The organism is Streptomyces sp. STR69 (assembly GCF_024519455.1).
GTDB lineage: Bacteria > Actinomycetota > Actinomycetes > Streptomycetales > Streptomycetaceae > Streptomyces.
In genome coordinates this window covers 17,451-36,068 of record NZ_JALJRY010000024.1, presented here as the reverse complement: position 1 = coordinate 36,068, position 18,618 = coordinate 17,451, and the positions used below count along the sequence as shown (strand labels likewise).

The window sequence follows — 18,618 nt, the reverse complement described above, 5'->3', positions numbered from 1 at the left end:
GCGATGTGCCGGACGGGCGGCTCGGGACGGTGCGGGGACAGGCATCGCTGCCCGCGCGACTGTGTCGCTTGGGGCAGTACTGGGGTGCCTTGTTCAAGTTGTCCTTGGTGACCAACAAAAGAGGAATGTTGGCAATATTGTCAACCTTCTTCTTGGCCAGGATGCCGACGGCGTCTTGACCGCGGTCCGGTCGATCGACCAGGCCGAGTTCGCGACGGTGGCGGAGAGCCGTCCGTCCTTGACGACGGCCAGTCCCTCGTCCGTTCCCCTGGCGGTCACGATCTTCACGGCCTTCTTGCCGGCCGCGCCGAACGCCTTGCGGGCGGCCGGCGCCGTACCGCGTCTCCCCCCGGGGTTCGTCACGCGCGCGGCGCGGTGCCGTAGGCGCCGTCCGGGGCGACACGGCCGTAGCCGCGGATGTCCGGGAACGGGGGTTCCTTGTCTGCCTGGAGGTCCACCTGAAAGGTGTTGAGGCACATGCCGAGCATGGTGAAGTTGCCGAGCGCGCCGATGGTGTCGACGAGGCCCTTGGAACCGAAGTGCTCCAGTGCGGCGGCGAAGGTCGCGTCGGTGACGAAGTGGTCGTCGAGGATCTCGCGGCAGAACTGGTAGAAGGCCTGGTCCGCCTCGTTGTCGAAAACGGCCTCGCGCTTCTCCGCGATCGCCTTGACGGCGGCTTCCGGAATGCCGGCCTCGATCGCCTGGTGGACATGGGCGTTCCAGGAATACTGCGCGTCCCAGTTGCGGGCGGCCATCAGCAGCGTGAGTTCGCTCAGGTGCTTGGGGAGGCTGCTGTCGAAGCGGGCGAACGCACCGAGGGATTCGGCCCGTTCGCACATCTCCGGGCTGTGCAGCCAGACCCGGAAGGGGCCGCGGACGGCGCCGCGCCGGCCGGCGATGCGGGCGGCCAGTTCCTGCTGGCGCGGGTCCATTTCCTCTTCGGTGAGAACGGGGAGCCTCATGGGCCGATACCTGCCTTTTCTTTCCGGCACGCTACGTGCACGGTTCGTGAAGCCGTGCGATGCGTACCGACGCTACAGCCGGGTCCGGAAAGCCCACCCCTCTGGAAGCGCAAGGTAAAGCTGCACGCCAGAGGGCACCCATTCCCCCGCGCGAGGCCTAACGTCGTTCGACGCAGAAGTGTGTAAGTGGAAAGGAACTCCGGATGACCACGATCATCAAGGTCGCGTCCGTGCCCGTACTCGACCGGGGCGGTGCCGTCGCCTCGACACCCCTCATCACGACACCGTCGGCGGGCGGGGAGAACCTGATCACCAGTGGCATGAGCGTGTATCCGGTCGGCTCCGGGGCGCCGTTGCACTCGCACAACTGCGACGAGCACGTGACGATCCTGGAGGGCGAGGCGGAGGTGTGGGTCGACGGCGAGGTGACGCGGCTGGAGCAGTACGACACCACGTACGTCCCCTCACCGATCCCGCACCTGTTCCGGAACGTCGGTGACACACCGTTGCGCATCCTGTGGGTGTACTCGTCGGGGTACGTGACCCGGACCTTCACGGAGACCGGCAAGACGGTGGAACACCTGTCGGCGGAGGACCAGATGGGCAAGGACTGACCCGCCGCACACGGAGGCGCCCGCGTCTTTCGACGCGGGCGCCTCCGTGTGTGCCCTTCCCGGTCAGTGGGTGCCGACCAGCTCCTGCGGGGTGCTGGTCCGGGCGGCCTGCTTCGAGCTGCGCAGGGCGGCGATCCCGATGAAGACCATCGACGACAGACCGGCGATGGCGAAGGACGTGAAGCCCCAGTCGCCGTTGCCGGAGGCGAGCAGCCGGCCGCCGAGCCACGGGCCGAACACGGCGCCGAAGCGGCCCATGCCGGAGGTCCAGCCGACCGCCGTGGCGCGGTTGTCGGGGGTGGAGCGGATGGAGACCGTCGCGTAGATCATCGTCTGGGCGCTGTTGAGGAAGACGCCGGTGAGGAAGACGACCAGCATCGTCACCGCCTGGCCCATGTGGACACCGAGCAGGAAGACACCCACGGCGGTGAGCGCGAACCAGATCGCCGAGATGCGCGGGGCGCCGAAGCGGTCGGCGGCGCGGCCTGCGGCGAGCATGCCCACGATGCCACCGAGGTTGAAGACGACGACGAAGGTGAGCGCGTCGGCGAGCGCGTAGCCCTCGGCGCGCATCAGGGTGGGCAGCCAGGTGGCGACGCCGTAGACGAGGAGCAGGCCGCCGAAGGAGGCGAACCAGTACAGCAGGGTCTGGATCCACTGGCCGCCGCTGAAGAGGTTGCGCAGGGCGTCCCAGCGGTCGGCCGCGGTCTTCTTGCCGGTGGCGGCGGGGAGTTCGACCTCGAAGCGCTCGGCGAGGGCGGTGGCCTCGGCGGCGCGGCCCTTGGCGACCAGGAAGCTCAGCGACTCGGGCAGGAACTTCAGCAGCACCGGGACGAAGAGCAGCGGCAGGACGCAGACCCAGAAGGCGGCGCGCCAGCCGACCGGATCCACCAGCCACTTGGCCACGTAGGCGGAGAGGATGCCGCCGGCGTGGTGGGCGGTCATCAGCATGCCGATGGTGAGGGCGGTCCGGCCGCGCGGGGCGTAGTCGGAGACCATGCTGATCGCGGTGGGCAGCAGCCCGCCGAGGCCGACGCCGGCGAGGGTGCGGCCGAGGCCGAAGACCTCGACGCTGCCGGAGACCGCGCAGATGCCGGAGGCGAGCGAGAAGAGCGTCACGCAGGCGATCATCAGCTGCTTGCGGCCGATCCGGTCCGCGACCGTGCCCGCGGTCAGGGCGCCGACCAGCATGCCGAAGGTGGCGTAGCTGCCGAGGTCGCCGGCCTGGTCCGCGGTGAGACCGAAGGTCTTCGTCTCCAGCAGGTGCGGGAGCACCGAGCCGTAGATGAACATGTCGAGGCCGTCGAAGAGGACGGCCAGCCAGCACAGACCGATGACCAGCAGGGCCAATCGGCTGCCGCGGGCGGACAGAGCGGGGGACGGGGAGGGGGAGGAAGACATCGTTGGTTACCTCTCGTGCTTGGTGCGCCAGACGCTAAGGAGTCACCCCCCGGATAGTCAACATTTTTGTCAACAATCTCATCGACAATCGCGTGAGGGTGACTCCGGTGACTCCTGCGCGCCGCTCAGCCGACCGGCGGAGTCCCGTGCGTGTGGAACGACTCGATGGTCTTCAGGCCCCAGGCCTGCCCCTTCTTCCGCTCTTCCTCGGTCCAGGTGATCAGCGGCCAGTCGGGCGCCAGGACAAGTCGGGTGAGCGGATTGCACAACTCGATGCGGTTGCCGCCGGGTTCGTAGACGTAGAGGAAGAACGTCTGCTGGATGGCGTGCTTGTGCGGGCCCGTCTCGATGAACACGCCCGTGTCGATGGCGAGATCGGCCGCGCGCAGGATGTCCTCACGGGTGTCGGTCGCGAAGGCGATGTGGTGCAGCCGCCCGGTCGAACCGGTCCAGTCCTTGGTGTACACGACGTCGTACGACTTGTTCGTGTAGGTCAGCCAACGCGCCGCGATCCGCCCGCTGTTGAGCTGGATCTGCTCCGTCGGCCTTGCGCCCAGCACGTGTTCCTGGAACTCGGCACTGGAAAGCACGTCCGCGGCAAGGAAGTTGATGTGGTCGAGGCGCCGTACGCCGACACCCCGGTTGGGTTTGGCCTGCGGCTGGTTCTTCAGAGCCGGTTTCAGCTCGTCGGGGGCCTGGTAGTGCTCGCTCTCCCAGTACAGGGCGTGCTCGTGGCCGTCGGGGTCAGTGGTGATGTACAGCTTGCCGAGGCCTGGCTCGTCCTCGACCCATCGGCCGGTTCCGCCCGCCTCCTCGATCGCCTCGATACGGCGCTGGAGGGCCTCCTCGCTGGAGGTGCGCAGGGCGAGGCGGCCGAGGCCGGGCTGTTCTCGGGCGGTGAGGACCAGGCTGTGGTGCTCGTAGTCGTCGTAGGTGCGGAGGTAGACGGTGTCGCCGTCCTGCCCGTTGGCGGTCAGCCCGAGGTAGTCGGTGAAGAAGGCGACACTGGCGTCCAGGTCCGGGGTGAAGAGCTGGGCGTGGCCGATATGGGCGATGTCACCGAGCGGCGGAGCCATCGTTGCCTCCAAGGGGTCGTACGGGTGCGGGTGTGGGGGTTGTGTCGGCGGACCGGGGGAAGACGGTGCCGTCGAAGATCTTGCGGGCGGTACGCACCACGGCGGTTCTGCGGACCACGGGAGCGGTCTCGCCGGATGCGGGGGTCACGCTGGTTTCGATGTCCAGGAATCCGCTGGGATGCTCGATGCGAATTCGGTCACTTTGCGCAGAGACGTCGGCGATGCCCTCCCCCACCCCGCCGGGCAGGAGCAGCCCCGCCGCCACGCTCGCGGCGCCGAGGACGCCGATCGAGGTGTGGCAGCGCACGGGGATGAAGGTGCGGGTCATCACCGCTCCGCCGTCCCGGGGCGGTGCCAGCAGGCTGAGCTTGGGCACGGTGGTGCTCTCGACGTCCCCGAGGCCCATCAGCTTGCCGGCCTCCAGGCGGATCTCCCGGAGACGGTCGGCGAGCATCAGGTTCTCTTCCAGGTCCTGGGGGCTCTCGTAGCCGGTGACGTCCAGTGCGGTGGCCGGGATCAGGACGACCGGCATGCCGTTGTCGACGCACGTCACCTCGGTGCCGGCGAGGACGTCCCGGATCCGGCCCGTCGGCAGCAACGGGCTGCTGCCCTGCGGGAATTCGATGACCACGGCGGCCGCGGTGCCGGGTACACCGGAGATTTCGGCGGCGCCTGTGTAGTCGACCCGGCCGCCGGGCGTGGGGAAGCTCGTGATCGCCAGTTCCCCGGTGTTGAGCATGCGGATACGGACGGACGTCTCGCCGTCGGCGGGGGCCACGAGCCCCCGCTCCACGGCGAACGGGCCAATTCCGGCGAGGATGTTGCCGCAGTTCTGACGATCCGTCACCTCAGGTCGGTCGACAGCGACTTGCAGGAACAGATAGTCGACGTCGGCCTCGGGGTCGGCCGAGACGGAGACCACGCCGACCTTGCTGGTGAGCGGGTGGGCGCCGCCCAGGCCGTCGATCTGGCGCGGGTCGGGGCTGCCCATGACGCGCAGCAGCAGGTCGTCGCGTTCGGCGGGGTCGGCGGGGGGGTCCTCGGCCAGGAAGTAGGCGCCCTTGGAGGTGCCGCCGCGCATCAGCATGCAGCGCACCTCCGCGGGCCCGGTCACGACCCGGCTCCGGTGTACTCCTCGTACGACCGGTACTCGACGCCGAGTTGCTTGAGGGTGTCGCGCAACCCGTAGCGGTCCAGGCCCAGTTGACCCTCCAGGAAGGCGGCGCGGGTGGCCGCTTCCTTCGCCTCGCGGGCCTCGGACCTCTCGGCGGTCTCACGGGCCTTCTCGCGCGGTACGACCACCACGCCGTCGTCGTCGGCGACGATCACGTCACCGGGGCGGACGACCTGGCCGTCGATGGCGATGGGCACGTTGACCGAGCCGCCGGTGGCCTTGACGGTGCCCTGGGAGGAGACGGCCCGGGACCAGGCGGCGAAGCCCATGTCGCGCAGTTCCTGAGTGTCTCGGATGCCGGTGTTGAGGACGACTCCGCGCACCCCGCGCTGCTGCAGCGCGGTGGCGAACAGCTCGCCGAACAGGCCGTCCGTGCACGGGGAAGTGGTGGTGACGACGAGGATGTCCCCCTCGGCGCACTGCTCCACGGCCGCATGGATCATGAGGTTGTCGCCGGGCCAGCTGAGCACGGTGACGGCGGTGCCGGCGACCCGAACTCCCTGCTGCACAGGGCGGATTGACGGACCGAGCAGACCGGTGCGGCCCATGGCCTCGCTCACGGTGGCCACGCCGAAGGCGGCCAGCGCCTCGACGTCCTTCGCGTCCGCCTTCGGCGGGTTGGTGACGATCACGCCGCCCATGGCTATGCCAGCTCCTTCGCGATCTGCGGGTACGGGCGCATGTACGCCTCGGCCATCGTCTTGTGGGCCAGGCCCAGGTTCGGGCCGGCGTTGCGCTTGAGCTGGACACCGCGGCGGACGGCCAGGTCGGTGTAGTAGTCCCACAGGTGCTGCTGGGCGCCGAGGCACTCCATCGCCTTGCGCTTGGTGTCCCAGACCTCGGTGATGTCGAGGAGGACCTCGGGCTTGAAGCCGCTCATCTCGGGCTGGTGCGGCTCGAAGTAGAAGACCGGCGGGGCGCCGATGATCTCGCCCTCGCCGGGGTAGCCGATGGCCTGCGCCAGGACGCGGGCCTCCAGCGCCATCCGGCTGGCGGCCGGGTGGTCGCCGTTGTACGGGTCCTCGGTGGGGTGGGTGAGCACGACGTCCGGCTGCGTCTCGCGGTAGACGGCGACGAGTCGGTCGGTCAACTCGGCGGTGGCGACCAGGGGGTAGTCGCCGGCGTCGTAGAAACGGACCTCGGCGCCGAGGGTGGCCGCGGCGCGCTCGGCCTCGTCCCGGCGGATCGCCTTGATCTCGTCCAGCTGCTTGCCCTCGCGCCAGGCCTTGGCGGACTCGCCGCGCTCGCCGAAGGTCAGACAGGCGATGGTGACCTTCTCGCCACGGGCGGCGGCCAGGGCGATGGCTCCGCCCGCCCGCCACACGAAGTCCCCGGCGTGCGCCGTGACGACGAGTGTCGATCGTGATGGGGGTCCCCCCGCGCGAGCGTCGTCGAGCGTGGGGGAGGCGGGCGCGTTGCCGTGCGTCATTGCGTCAATCTCCTTGGTGGACAGGTGTGCGCCCGCCCCGGGCGTGCCGAGCCGCCGCGCCTCAGTCGCGCAACGCCTCGATCACACTGGTGAGATGGGCGCGGACGGCCGCCTCGGCCGCCTGCGGGTCCCTGGCCGTGATCGCCTCGATCATGGCCAGATGCTCGTTCAGGGACTGCTGCGGACGCCCCGGCCGCAGCGCCAACTGGAAGCGGTGACGCACCAGTTGGGCGTTGAGCCGTTCCAGCAGGGCCAAGGCCGTCTGCTGGCCGGAGAACTCCCGGACCTTGTCGTGCAGTTCGTGGTTGAGCTCGGAGTACGTCACGGGCTCGCCGTCGGCCACGGCCTTGGTCATGGCCCGGCCCAGGTCCGCCAGTTCGGTCAGCTGCTCGTCGCTGGCCGCGACGGCCGCCTTCGCCGCGCACAGTCCCTCCAGGACCATGCGGCACTCCGTGATGGCGACCGCTTCCTCCACGGTCACCACCCGCACCCGGGAGCCCCGGTTGCGGATCCGCTCGACCAGTCCTTCGGCCGCCAGATCGATCAACGCCGCGCGGATGCTGGCCCGCGTCACATCGAGTTGCTCGGCGAGCTCGTTCTCCACCAGCCGCTGTGCCGGTGCCATGTCGCCGTGCAGGATCGCCTGCCGCAGCTGCGTGAGCGCATGCTGCTTGGCCTGCTCCCCGGTGCTCGGACGGGCTTCTTTCGGCATCGTTGCCCTCCCTGAGTGAGTGCCTGTCGAACCTAAATCTAGCCAAACAAGATTGTCAACAATTTTGTCCGCCGTATTGCAGGCATGGCTCAGCCCATACTTACCTCAGACATGCCGCCGCCCGCCCATGGACCGGCCATGGACGGGCGGTGAACCCGCTTCTACTACGGCTTGTGACGGGTGCAGCTCATCGACTTGCCGTCCTTCGTGTCGCACCACTCCTGGTAGCCGGAGGTGAAGGATCCGGCCCACTTGAAGTGGTCGTCGGGCAGCTTGTCGGGCGTGTAGGCACGGTAGTTGGCCGCGTCCTTCTTGTCGCCGGAGCCGTCGTAGGCGACCAGTTGCGGGTACGGGTGGACGGGCCGGGTGTACTCGACGGTGGGCGCGCTGCTGCTCGCGGAGGCCTTCGTGTCGCCACCGCCGAGCTGACCGCCGGCCGGTCCCCCGGGCTGGTTGCCGCCGCTGGTCTTGGACGCGATGACGGCGCCCGGCAGCTTCCCGGTCTCCCGCCAGTCGATCAGCTTGCTCAGCAGGTCGAAGCTGTCGGGTCCCTCACCGCCGCCGCAGTGGTTGACGCCGGGGAACAGGTACAGACGGTAGAAGTCGTCGACCTCGCCCTGCCCCATGGTGTCGATCATGGCCTGGCGGTAGGCCCGGGTGCCGGTGGGCGGGATGTCGGGGTCGGTCAGCCCGTGCCACTGGATGAGCCGGCCGCCCGCCTGGTGGAACTTGGTGAGATCCGGGTCGGTGGCGTCGTAGATCCCGGAGACCTCGCGCTGGTACGCCTTGAAGGTGTCGACGGTGAACAGCGACCCGTCGAGCTTCAGCGTCGGGTCGGCCTCCCACTTGCCGACCCAGCGCAGGAACCCGAGGCCGATCCCGTACAGCTGCACCGAACTCTGCCCCTGACCGGCCTTCGGAATGAACAGCCCCTCCCAGGCGGCCTCGGAGCCGTAGGGCTGGCCGCCGGTGTAGAGATGGGTGCCGTCCGGTGCGGTCACGCCCGCGTACGCCTTCCGTACGACGTCGATCTGCTCGGCGGTGAGACAGCCCGAACTGTCCTTGTTATCGGCGCACTTGAGGCTCGCCGGGTCGAAGGTGCAGGCCGCCGGGTCCTGGATGAGGTCGTTGTTCAGCTTGGGGTCGGCGCACTTCGCGATCACGGCCCTGTGGAGCATGGGGAGTTTCGAGGCGGGCAGGATCGTCGAGCCGTCCGCGCGGAAGTCGACGGTGGAGAGATACGCCTCCTGCATCGCGTTGAGCGCGGTCTGGTTGAAGGCCGGGGCGCCGACCAGGGCGGCACTGAAGTCGCCGGGGTAGCGCTGCACCTCCATCAGCGTCTCGCGCCCGCCGTCCGAGCAGCCGTCGTAGTAGGAGTACGTCGGCTCGGCGCCGTAGAAGGCCTTGGTGATCGCCTTCGCGGCGGTGGCGAAGGCATGCTCGGCCCGGTAGCCGAAGTCCACCTTGAGCTGTGGGTTCGTCGCCCAGACCTCGGCGGAGCCGCCGCCCGCGCCGGAGGTGGAGACATGGCCCTGGTTGTCCTGGCCGAGGGCGAAGGAGCCGTCGGTGACGGGGACGCAGCCGGTGGAGGCGGCAGGCCGGGCACTGACGCCGACCATCCCGCAGTAGCCGCCGCAGCCTTCCTGGAGATAGCGCTGCCGGTACGTCTGTGTCGGCAGCCGCAGTTCGAACTGGATCTGCGGGGCGACGGTGCCCTTGACGTCGCAGTACTCGTACGCGTTCGTACCGCCCTTGGCCACGACGGTCGCGGAGGCGACGGAGGTCGCCGCGTCGTCGAGGGCGCCGAAGTCCTTCTGGAGCAGGTCGGCGCAGTCGATCGTGGGCTTGGTGACCGGCAGGTTCCTGCCCACGTCGCCCACGGCGGTGACCCTTGTGACGCTCGCGTCGGCGTCCGCCGAGAACGTGTCGGGCAGCAGCGCGAGGCCCGTGACGAGGGCCGCGACGACGACGGCCACCAGGAGGACGATCCTCGTCCGCTTCGAGGAGTGGGCATGACCAGGGCTCATGGGCTCAGCGTCGAGCGGGCGCCCGACGGTGGCCACCGACGTGGGCCGAAGGGGTGAGCGGCTCAGGTCTCGCGGTAGAGCGCGGTGAGCAGTTCCAGTACGGCCTGGGTGGCGGGGTGCGGGTCGTCCTTCCACCAGGCGAGCCGTACGGCGATGGGCTCGCCGTCGCGCACCGGCCGGTAGACGACGCCGGGCCGCGGGTACTGGTTGGCGGTCGACTCCGCGGTCATGCCGACGCTGCGGCCGGTGGCGATCACGGTGAGCCAGTCGTCCACGTCGTGGATGTCCTCGGTGACCGGGCGGGAGTCGGCCGGCCACAGGTCGGCGGTCGTGGTGCCGGTACGGCGGTCGACGAGGAGGGTCCGCCCGGCGAGGTCGGCCAGCCGGACCGAGCGGCGCCGGGCCAGCGGGTCGTCGGAGGCCATGGCGCACAGCCGTCGCTCCAGCCCGACGATGGCCGACTCGAACCGCCGGTCGTCGAGCGGTCTGCGGACCACGGCCAGGTCGCAGGCGCCTTCGCCGAGTCCTGCGGTGGCCGAGTTGACGCGGATCAGGTGCAGGTCGGTCTCCGGATGCGCCCGGCTCCAGCGGCGCTGGAAGGGGAGCGTGTGGCGGCCGAGCGCCGACCAGGCGTAGCCGATGCGCAGATGGGCGTGGCCCGAGGTGGCGTCGCGGACCAGGTCGTCGACCTCGGCGAGGACCCGCCGGGCGTGCGCGACCACCCGCAGCCCGGTGCTCGTCGGGGTCACCGATCGGGAGGTGCGCCTCAACATCCGTACGCCCAGGGTCTGTTCGAGGGAGGCGAGGGTGCGGGAGACGGCTGCCTGGGAGACGCCGAGCGCGTGGGCGGCGTCCGTGAAGGTGCCCTCGTCGACGATCGCGACGAGACAGCGCAACTGCCTCAGCTCCAGATCCATGACTCCAGCGTATAGATCGTCCGGCTCATGCATTTTGCGCAAGTACGGGTGAGGCGCACGATCGGAGCATGCCTGGAGCCTCCGCAGCGACAACTCCCTCGCCCACCACGCCACATGGCACCGCTCGGTCGTCGCGGGTGGGCCTCGCCGGGGTGGCCACCATGGCCGGCAGCGGGCTGTCCAACCAGACCGGTGCGGCGCTCGGTTCCCTCGCCTTCCCCGTCATCGGGCCGGTGGGGGTGGTCGCGGTGCGCCAGTACGTCGCCGCGGCCGTCCTGTTCGCCGTGGGCAGGCCGCGACTGCGCGAGTTCACCCGGCGGCAGTGGTGGCCGGTCCTGCTGCTGGCGGTGGTGTTCGGGACGATGAACCTGTCCCTGTACACCGCGATCGACCGGGTCGGCCTCGGTCTGGCGGTGACGCTGGAGTTCCTGGGCCCGCTGTCCATCGCGCTGGCCGCGACCCGGCGCCGCGTGGACGCCTGCTGTGCGCTGATCGCGGCGGCGGGCGTGGTGACGCTCATGCGGCCTCGCCCCTCGGCCGACTACCTGGGCATGGGACTCGGGCTGCTCGCCGCCACCTGCTGGGCGTCGTACATCCTGCTCAACCGGACCGTCGGCAACCGCATCCCCGGCGCGCAGGGTTCGGCGGCTGCGGCCGGAGTGTCCGCGCTGATGTTCCTGCCGGTCGGGATCGTCGTCGCCGTCCGGCATCCGCCGACGCTCGCGGCGGCCGGGTGTGCGGTGGCGGCCGGGGTGCTGTCGTCGGCGGTGCCGTATCTGGCCGATGTGTTCACGCTGCGCCGGGTGCCGGCTCCGGCCTTCGGGCTGTTCATGAGTGTCAACCCGGTGCTCGCCGCCGTGGTCGGGTGGATCGGCCTCGGTCAGCGGCTGGGCTGGGCGGAGTGGGCGGGCATTGGAGCCATCGTGGCCGCGAACGCGCTGAGCATTCTCACGTCACGGGACTGAACCGACCGAGACCCGCCCTTCCGCTGTGACTGGCCGGTGTCCTGGGCGGGGCCGTCAGTGCCGCATGTGTCGACGCACCCACGCGGCCTGCCCGCCGTCGACGAGCAGATCGGTACCGGTGATGAACTGGGCCTGCGGGCCGGTGAGGAAGGCGACCGCGTCGGCGATCTCGCCGGGTGTGCCGGTGCGTCCCGCTCCACAGTCGCCCAGCATCTTCAACATGTGTCCGCCGTGCGGCGATTCGGCCTCCGCCTTCGACATCGCGGTGGAGACGACGCCGGGGCTGACGGTGTTGATGCGGGCACCGCGCAGGTTCCAGGCGAGCGCGGCGGCCTCCACGCGCACATGGTTGGCGCGTTTGGCGACCATGTAGGCGCGCAGCGAGTCGTCGCCGACTGCCGTGACGGCGGCGAGGGAGAGGAGTTCGTCCGCCGGGGCCGTGGCCAGGGCGGCCTCTTCCTCGGGGCTGAGCGAGGCGTAGTGCCCGGCCATGCTGGACACGGCGACCAGCGCGGTGCCGCGTCCCGCCACCGCCTCGAAGGCGTCGATGACGTGGACCGTGCCGAGCAGGTCGACCTCCAGGATCGTCCGCGCCGACGCGATCGAGGCGGAGACCCCGGCCGTGTGCGCCACGGCCAGGACCCGGCCCTCGCCGGCCGCGGTCTGCGCGAGCTTCTCGACGGCCGTACGGTCGGAGATGTCGGTCAGGACTCCGTGTGCCGCGTAGCCCTCGGCGCGCAACGCGGCCACGGTGCGGTCGAGTTGGCCGCGCGAGGCGTCGGCGAGGAACAGGGTGCGTCCGCTGCCGAGGCGGCGGGCGATCGCCGTTCCCATGCCTCCGGCGCCGGTGACCACGACGACGTCGCGGGGTTCCTCAGACGGTCGTTGCGCCATGGACGGCCTCCTGCCAGTTCACTCCGGCGGCGATGGCCGACCGCCAGCCGCGGATCGCTTTCGGGGGCATGCCGACCGCGAGGGCGCCGGCGAGCCGGTCGCCGGTGCGGTAGGCGGCCACGAACCGCCGCTCGCCCAAGTCCCCCTCCACGACGGCGACTTCGTCGTGGCCGCGCAGATAGCCGTGGGCCTGGATCTTCATGTCGTACTGGTCGGACCAGAAGTAGGGCACGGGCGCGAACGGTCTGCGCGTGTCGGCGCCGAGAAGGTTGCGGGCGGCGGCCATGCCCTGCTCGGCCGCGTTGGTGCGGTGCTCGATCCGCATCGACGTACCGAACAGCGGGTTGTACCAGCGGGCGACATCACCGGCCGCGTAGACGTTCCGGGCGGCCTCGCAGTACTCGTCGCACACCACTCCGTCGCCCGCCGACAGACCGCTGTCGGCGAGCCACGCGGTGTTCGGCAACGAGCCGATCGCGACGAGCACTTCGTCGGCCTCGATCTCCTCGCCGTGCGCGAGTTGTACGCCCTCGTCGGTCACCTCGGTGACCGAGACCCCGGTGCGCAGGTTCACGCCGTGGTCCACGTGGGCCTGGGCCAGTACCTGGCCGACCTGCTCGCCGACCGCGTGCGCCAGGGGGACGGATGCCGGTTCCAACAAGGTCACTTGAGCGCCGAGACGCCAGGCCACGGCGGCGGCCTCGGCGCCGAGGAAACCGGCGCCGACCACGACCAACCGCCGCCCGGGACCGAGCCGTTCGCGCAGTGTGAGCGCGTCGTCGAGCGTGCGCAGAACGTGCGCGCCCTCGCCGGGCAGCCGCCGGGGACGTACCCCGGTGGCGATGATCAGCCCGTCGTACGGCACCTGCGCACCGTCCGAGAGCGACACCTCCTGCGCGGTGAGGTCGAGCGCGGTCGCGGCGACACCGAGGCGCAGATCGAGGTCGTGCCCGGCCAGGTCGGCCGGGGTGCGCAGGGCGACCCGGTCCGGTTCCCACTCGGCGGCGAGGACCTGCTTGGACAACGGCGGCCTGTCGTACGGCAGATGGGACTCCTCGCCGACGAGGGTGACGGTGCCGTCGTAGCCCTCGCGGCGGAGCGTCTCGGCCGCCGCGAGTCCGGCGGCCGAGGCTCCGACGACGACGATCCGCTTCACTGCTCCACCAGCCGGATGGCCGCGGCCGGGCAGACCGCCACGGCTTCCCGTACATCGGCCACGAGTTCGGCACCGGGGTGCTCCTCCAGGAGGACGGCCACACCGTCGTCGTCCCGCTGATCGAAGACGTCGGGGGCGGCGACCACGCACTGCCCGGAGGCGACGCATTTCGGTTCGTCGAGTTCGACCTTCATGGCTGTGTCCTTTGCTCTCTTGTGCATTGACGTGGAGGTGGTCACCAGGCGACGGGAAGACAGGCCACGCCGTACGTCGTGCCGGTGCGGTCGAACGCCAACTGCTCGATGGGAGCGGCCAGTCGGAGGGTCGGGACGCGGCGGTAGAGGGTGCCGTAGACGACCTGGAGTTCGAGGCGGGCGAGGTTCTGGCCGAGGCACTGGTGGGGGCCGTAGCCGAAGGCCTGGTGTTGACGGGCGGAGCGGGTGATGTCCAGGCGGTCGGCCTCGGGGAACGCCTCGGGGTCCCAGTTCGCCGCGTGCAGGTCGAAGATCATGCCCTCGCCGGCCCGGATGGTGACGCCGCCGATCTCGATATCGGCCTTGGCGACGCGGCGGACGCCGGTCTGCACGATGGTGAGGTAGCGCAGGAGTTCGTCGACCGCTCCGGCGATGACCTTCGGGTCGTCCGTGTCGCGCACCAGGGCGAGTTGGCCGGGGTTCTGGAGCAGGGCGAGGGCGCCGAGGCTGATCATCGTGGCGGTGGTCTCATGCCCGGCGATGAGCATGGCGACGCCCATGTGGACGGCCTCGGCGCGGGTCATCTCGCCGGTCTCGACCCGGCCCGCCATCTCGGAGAGCACACCCTCGCCCGGGTTCTCCAGCTTCAGCCCGATGAGCTTGTCCAGATAGGCGGCCAGCGCACCGCTCGCCTCCCGCGCCTCCTGGGGCGAGGCGGCGCTGTCGAGCGCGATGCTGCTGCCGCGCTGGAAGAAGTCGTGGTCCGCGTACGGCACTCCGAGCAGTTCGGCGATGACCAGTGACGGGACGGGCAGGGCGAGCGCCGTGAGCAGGTCGGCCGGGTTGGGACCGGCGAGCATGTCGTCGATCAGCTCGTCGACGATCTTCTGGACGGGCGCCCGCATGGCCTCGATGCGCTTGACGAGGAAGGGCGCGTTGACCGTCCGGCGCAGCCGAGTGTGCTCGGGGGCGTCGGTGTTGGTGATCAGCCGCGGGGTGTGCGGGGCGATCTCGGCGCGGTGCGCGTTGACGTAGGGAAAGCCGGGTTCCAGGTCGTCGTCGCTGACGCGGGGGTCGGTGAGCAGGGCGCGCTGGTCGGCGTGCCGGGTGATCAGCCAGGGCGTGGCGCCGTTCCAGATGCGGACCCTGCCGATCGGTTTCCCGTCGCGCAGCCCGTGCACGGCCGGCGGCGGGGCGAGGGGGCAGCGCGCGTCCCGCTGCATCGGGTAGGCGGGGACCGTCGCGGCCGTGTCGGGCGCGGTGCCGGTCAGGGTGTCGGCCATGTCTCTCCTCGGTAGTGGGGGGCTCCGCGTGGGGCGGGACGCGGGGTACTGGGAACGAGGCCTCAATGAGCACATGCAAACAGAGCGGACTGACACCTTCCGGTCAGTTGCCTGACATCGACCTGACGTGATCCAGATCACCTATCGTCAGTGTTGCCATGAACCGGACAGAGATGTCAGGGAGGGTTACCTCAGGTGAATTACCTGAGAGTTGACCGACGGGCGCGTTACGGCGGCGACTCGCGGCCGCAACCAAAAGGGGGCGGGGTCACGTCACCGCGACCCCGCCCCGCAGTCCACTGCACAGCGCGTCCACATTTGCTCCGCAAAATCTCACCGCGGTCATCCCGTCGGGGGTCGGCCGCCCCTACCGGCGACTCCGCAGCAGCGACCCGAGCGCCAGGCCCGCGCCCAGACCGGCCAGAACGCCGACCGATGCCCGCCACGCGGGCGACGTCCCCACGGCGGGTACGGCAGGTGGGCGGGAAGCGATCGGTGAGCGGGTCGGAGGTCCGGATGCCGCCGCCCTCGCGTGTTCCTCGCCCACGACGGCCAGGAAGCGACGACCGACACGGCTTCCCGACGAACTGGCGATCCACGAGGCGTGGGCCCGGATCCAGTAGCGCCGCCCGGCCTCGCCGGTGAACATCCCGGCGAGCATGTCCCGCAGCAGGCTCTCGCGAATGGTCCCGATCTCGAAGCCCATCCAGGCGTAGTTCATCATGAGGTCGGCATAGACGTGCCGCTTCCGTTCATGCGGATCGACGATGTCCGTGTCGCCCCAGACAGGCTGGAACAGCGCCATGTCGTCGAGTTCCAGGCGGACCAGCTCAAGGTAGTAGCTGCGGATCCCCTGGACCTGATCCGCCCTGGCCTGCCGGTTCTGGACGCCCAGGGAAACGGCGACTCCGGCCAGCGCCAGCGCCGAGACGATCGCCGACGTGAAGCCGTACGCCGCGCCGACCTGACCGAGCCTGTCCCAGTCCACGCCCTTGGAGTCGGAGAGCTCCTCCAGCGCGAAGGGCGACAAGAGCACCACCGTCAGCGCGAGTGCCGCGGCAGCGACCAGCCCCAGAACTCTGCCCGCGCGACGCGCCGCCCCCACGGACCCATGACGAACCATCAGGTCGATCACCCCCAGGCGAGCCTGCCCCAGTGACTAGGCCGAGCCTGGAGCAGCCTACTTCCGGCCGACGCGGTCGACATCGCCCACCTGCACAACCTCAACACCCCCTACCCGGCCGCCCTCCCGAGCCAGTAGCCGAAGCCCCGGCGCGTGTGGATCAGCGCGGCTCCCTCCTGGTCCACCTTGCGCCTGAGGCGGGAGATCAGCTGCTCCATCGCGTTGTCGCCGCGGAAGTCGCCCCAGACGTACCGGCTGATCTGCTCCTTGGACAGCACCTTGTGCGCGTTGACGAGGAGGTGGCGCAGCAGCCGGTACTCCGCCGGCGTGAGATCGAGTGTGCGCCGGCCGCGCCGCGCCTGGCAGGTGGTGTCGTCCAGGACCAGGTCGGCGTAGTGCAGCGCACCGTCCCTGCCGCCACCCCCGGTACGCAGCAACACCTGGATACGGGCGAGCACTTCGGCGATCCGGAACGGCTTGGTGACGTAGTCCCGCTCCCCCGCGCCCAGTTCGGGCAGCAGCCTGTCCAGGGCGTCCCAAGCGGTGAGCAGCAGGACGGGCGGGCGGTGCGTGACAAGTCGGCCGCCCTGCTCAAGGGCGTCCATCTCCGGCAACTCCGCGTCGATGACGACGAGTTCGAACCGTTGCTCCGCCAGCCGCGACACCACTTCGGTGCCGCTGCCGGCCGTCCCGATCCGGTAGCCGGCCAACTCCAGTGTGGTGGACAGAAGTTCGGCGTTGTCCGGCTCGTCCACGGCGACGAGCAGGTGTTGCCCGCCACCGCGGGCGAGTGATCGTGTCTCACTGATGCTGCCGTACGTGGACATGCGCTCAGCCTACCGCCCTGCTTGCCTGACTCAAGCAATATCCATTCGATTGCTTGACTCAAGTAAGTCCCATATGCTTGCCTAACTCAAGGAAGCCCGACCGTGAGGACGGGTAGCGGAAAGCAGGAGCACAACTGAGCCCTCGCTCACCAGAGCCGGGGCCGCCTTGAGCGGAAGGCGGCCCCCGCGCCGAACCCGTGGGGACGGGGGTCGGCGCTGTCCCGGACCCGGTCGCCGGCCACTCCCCCAGATCGGCGCCGGGTCCGTGGACACACCCTCCTCATGTTCGAAGCGCAGGCGGGAAGTCGTCAGGCCGGTTTCCGGCGGGTCCGGTACAGGCTGATGCCCGCCCCGAGCGAGACCGCGCCCATGCCGACGCCGGTCAGGACGGCCTGCGGGCCGTCGGCGACGAAGGGCGCGGCGGTGGCGACGACCAGATTGAACAGGAACAGGAACCACAGCACGGGTCTCGACGCGAGCAGCGGTTTCATGAATGGTTTCCTCCGGATCGAGCAGACTTGGATCTTGGTTGACGTGGTGCTTCAACGATTCCGTCGTCCGCCCGACGACACGAGGGAGCGATCTCCCGAACCCTCGGTGGAGCGGTCTCCCGGGCCCGTGGTGGAGTGGGCTGCACCCGTGCCGCGCGGCCCGCGAGCCCGGGCCGTTGCGCCTAACCTGATCTCCATGCGCGCAACCCTGCGGCAGGCGGGCCGGGCGACACTCCAGCTCGTCATCTCCGCCGCGATGGCCTTCGGGTCGTACATCTTCATCACCGTGCTCCTGATCACCGCGATCCTCACGGTCTCGGTGGTCGGCGCGTTCATGCTGCCCGAGACCGTGCTGCTGATACGGCGGATCGCCGGGGCCAAGCGGCAGCAGGCGGGTGCCTGGACGGGGCGGAAGATCCCCGAGGCGTACCAGCCGCTGAACGGCACGGTCCGGGAGCGGCTGCGCACCGCGGTCCGTGATCCGAGCACGCTGACCGACTTCCGCTGGATGGTCGCCTACTACGGCTACGGCGCGCTGCCCGTGCTGATGCTGCCGTTGTGGCCGCTCGGTCTGGTCGTCGACGGGGTGTGGTGCGGGCTGCTGCGCCGCGAGGCCGTCGTCCTGCCGTTGATCAGCCGGCTCGCGGACCTGGACGCCGAGTGGTCGACCGCTCTGTTGAAGCCCTCACCGAAGGCTCAACTGGCCGTACGGGTCGAGGAGTTGGTGCAGACCCGGGCGGGCGCGATCGCCGCGCACGGGGCCGAACTGCGCCGGATCGAGCGGGACCTGCACGACGGGACGCAGGCCCGGCTGGTGTCGCTGTCGATGCGGATCGGCCTTGCCAAGCGGGCCTACGACCAGGATCCGGCGGCGGCCCGCCGGATGCTCGACGAGGCGCAGACGCTGGCCGAGGAGGCGCTGACGGATCTGCGGCACGTCGTCCGCGCGATCCATCCGCCGATCCTCACCGACCGGGGCCTGGTCGGCGCGGTGCGCGCGCTGGCCGCGAGCAGCGTGCTCGCCGTCGCCGTGACCGTGGACGGGCTGACCGACGGACACGACGGGCCGCGTGCCCCGGCGGCGGTGGAGGCGGCTGCGTACTTCGTGATCGCCGAGTCGCTGACCAACGCGGCCAAGTACAGCGGCGCCGACCGCGCCGAGGTCCGTCTCGCCCGCGCCCGCACCGGACTGCGCGTCCAGGTGCGCGACGAGGGCCGGGGTGGCGCCGACGAGGCAGGCGGATCGGGGCTGCTCGGCATGCAGCGCCGGGTCGCCGCGCTCGACGGCAGTGTGACTGTGACCAGCCCCGTGGGGGGACCTACCGTGATCGAAGTGGAGCTGCCGTGCGTCTGGTGAGCGTAGTTGAGGCGGG

The 18,618-nt window shown here is 70.2% G+C and carries 19 protein-coding genes; 3 read left to right on the top strand and 16 right to left on the bottom strand.

Annotation, left to right across the window (positions count from 1 at the left end):
• Nucleotides 1-359: 359 nt before the first annotated feature.
• A complete protein-coding gene (locus OC490_RS35610) occupies nt 360-932 on the bottom strand; it encodes a carboxymuconolactone decarboxylase family protein (protein WP_262062280.1) in 573 nt (190 codons plus the stop codon).
• 233 nt (nt 933-1,165) lie between these two features.
• On the opposite strand from OC490_RS35610, the gene OC490_RS35605 reads away from it, so the two are divergent.
• The gene (locus OC490_RS35605) at nt 1,166-1,576 is read left to right on the top strand and encodes a cupin domain-containing protein (RefSeq protein ID WP_262062172.1); all 411 of its coding nucleotides are present in this window, start codon (nt 1,166-1,168) and stop codon (nt 1,574-1,576) included.
• A gap of 63 nt (nt 1,577-1,639) precedes the next feature.
• On the opposite strand, the gene OC490_RS35600 is transcribed toward OC490_RS35605, so the two are convergent.
• The 8 genes from OC490_RS35600 to OC490_RS35565 form a co-directional block, all read right to left on the bottom strand.
• Entirely contained in the window at nt 1,640-2,977 is a 1,338-nt protein-coding gene (locus OC490_RS35600) for an MFS transporter (protein ID WP_262062171.1), read from the bottom strand.
• 125 nt (nt 2,978-3,102) lie between these two features.
• A complete protein-coding gene (locus OC490_RS35595; protein WP_262062170.1) occupies nt 3,103-4,053 on the bottom strand; it encodes a catechol 2,3-dioxygenase in 951 nt (316 codons plus the stop codon).
• Nucleotides 4,034-5,167: a 4-oxalomesaconate tautomerase gene (locus OC490_RS35590; RefSeq protein WP_262062169.1), complete on the bottom strand. Its 1,134-nt coding sequence runs from the start codon at nt 5,165-5,167 to the stop codon at nt 4,034-4,036. Before OC490_RS35590 ends, OC490_RS35595 begins: the two co-directional genes overlap by 20 nt.
• On the bottom strand, nt 5,164-5,868 hold the full coding sequence (locus OC490_RS35585) for a 4-carboxy-4-hydroxy-2-oxoadipate aldolase/oxaloacetate decarboxylase (RefSeq protein WP_262062168.1): 705 nt from the start codon (nt 5,866-5,868) through the stop codon (nt 5,164-5,166). The genes OC490_RS35590 and OC490_RS35585 overlap by 4 nt, the downstream gene beginning before the upstream one ends.
• Nucleotides 5,869-5,870: 2 nt before the next feature.
• Entirely contained in the window at nt 5,871-6,656 is a 786-nt protein-coding gene (locus OC490_RS35580; protein ID WP_262062167.1) for a PIG-L deacetylase family protein, read from the bottom strand.
• 61 nt (nt 6,657-6,717) lie between these two features.
• The gene (locus OC490_RS35575; protein ID WP_262062166.1) at nt 6,718-7,368 is read right to left on the bottom strand and encodes a GntR family transcriptional regulator; all 651 of its coding nucleotides are present in this window, start codon (nt 7,366-7,368) and stop codon (nt 6,718-6,720) included.
• A gap of 164 nt (nt 7,369-7,532) precedes the next feature.
• Nucleotides 7,533-9,395, bottom strand: coding sequence for a tannase/feruloyl esterase family alpha/beta hydrolase (locus OC490_RS35570; RefSeq protein ID WP_262062165.1), 1,863 nt, complete (start codon nt 9,393-9,395; stop codon nt 7,533-7,535).
• Between the two features lie 62 nt (nt 9,396-9,457).
• Nucleotides 9,458-10,312, bottom strand: a complete 855-nt coding sequence (locus OC490_RS35565; protein ID WP_262062164.1) for a LysR family transcriptional regulator — start codon at nt 10,310-10,312, stop codon at nt 9,458-9,460.
• A gap of 68 nt (nt 10,313-10,380) precedes the next feature.
• Here OC490_RS35565 and OC490_RS35560 point away from each other — a divergent pair, with 68 nt between their 5' ends.
• Nucleotides 10,381-11,277, top strand: coding sequence for an EamA family transporter (locus tag OC490_RS35560; RefSeq protein ID WP_410099215.1), 897 nt, complete (start codon nt 10,381-10,383; stop codon nt 11,275-11,277).
• Between the two features lie 54 nt (nt 11,278-11,331).
• On the opposite strand, the gene OC490_RS35555 is transcribed toward OC490_RS35560, so the two are convergent.
• The 7 genes from OC490_RS35555 to OC490_RS35525 form a co-directional block, all read right to left on the bottom strand.
• Nucleotides 11,332-12,171: an SDR family oxidoreductase gene (locus tag OC490_RS35555; protein ID WP_262062163.1), complete on the bottom strand. Its 840-nt coding sequence runs from the start codon at nt 12,169-12,171 to the stop codon at nt 11,332-11,334.
• Nucleotides 12,152-13,327 (bottom strand): NAD(P)/FAD-dependent oxidoreductase, encoded by a 1,176-nt coding sequence (locus OC490_RS35550; protein ID WP_262062162.1) that lies wholly within the window; start codon nt 13,325-13,327, stop codon nt 12,152-12,154. The genes OC490_RS35555 and OC490_RS35550 overlap by 20 nt, the downstream gene beginning before the upstream one ends.
• A complete protein-coding gene (locus OC490_RS35545; RefSeq protein ID WP_262062161.1) occupies nt 13,324-13,521 on the bottom strand; it encodes a ferredoxin in 198 nt (65 codons plus the stop codon). Before OC490_RS35545 ends, OC490_RS35550 begins: the two co-directional genes overlap by 4 nt.
• A gap of 41 nt (nt 13,522-13,562) precedes the next feature.
• Nucleotides 13,563-14,804 (bottom strand): cytochrome P450, encoded by a 1,242-nt coding sequence (locus tag OC490_RS35540; protein ID WP_262062160.1) that lies wholly within the window; start codon nt 14,802-14,804, stop codon nt 13,563-13,565.
• A gap of 367 nt (nt 14,805-15,171) precedes the next feature.
• Nucleotides 15,172-15,939 (bottom strand): DUF6082 family protein, encoded by a 768-nt coding sequence (locus tag OC490_RS35535; RefSeq protein WP_262062159.1) that lies wholly within the window; start codon nt 15,937-15,939, stop codon nt 15,172-15,174.
• Between the two features lie 98 nt (nt 15,940-16,037).
• A complete protein-coding gene (locus tag OC490_RS35530) occupies nt 16,038-16,754 on the bottom strand; it encodes a response regulator transcription factor (protein ID WP_262062158.1) in 717 nt (238 codons plus the stop codon).
• 308 nt (nt 16,755-17,062) lie between these two features.
• Nucleotides 17,063-17,245 carry a hypothetical protein gene (locus OC490_RS35525; RefSeq protein ID WP_262062157.1) on the bottom strand — a complete coding sequence of 61 codons (183 nt, stop codon included), beginning with the start codon at nt 17,243-17,245 and terminating at the stop codon, nt 17,063-17,065.
• A gap of 196 nt (nt 17,246-17,441) precedes the next feature.
• Here OC490_RS35525 and OC490_RS35520 point away from each other — a divergent pair, with 196 nt between their 5' ends.
• Nucleotides 17,442-18,602 carry a sensor histidine kinase gene (locus tag OC490_RS35520; protein ID WP_262062156.1) on the top strand — a complete coding sequence of 387 codons (1,161 nt, stop codon included), beginning with the start codon at nt 17,442-17,444 and terminating at the stop codon, nt 18,600-18,602.
• Nucleotides 18,603-18,618 lie beyond the last annotated feature (16 nt).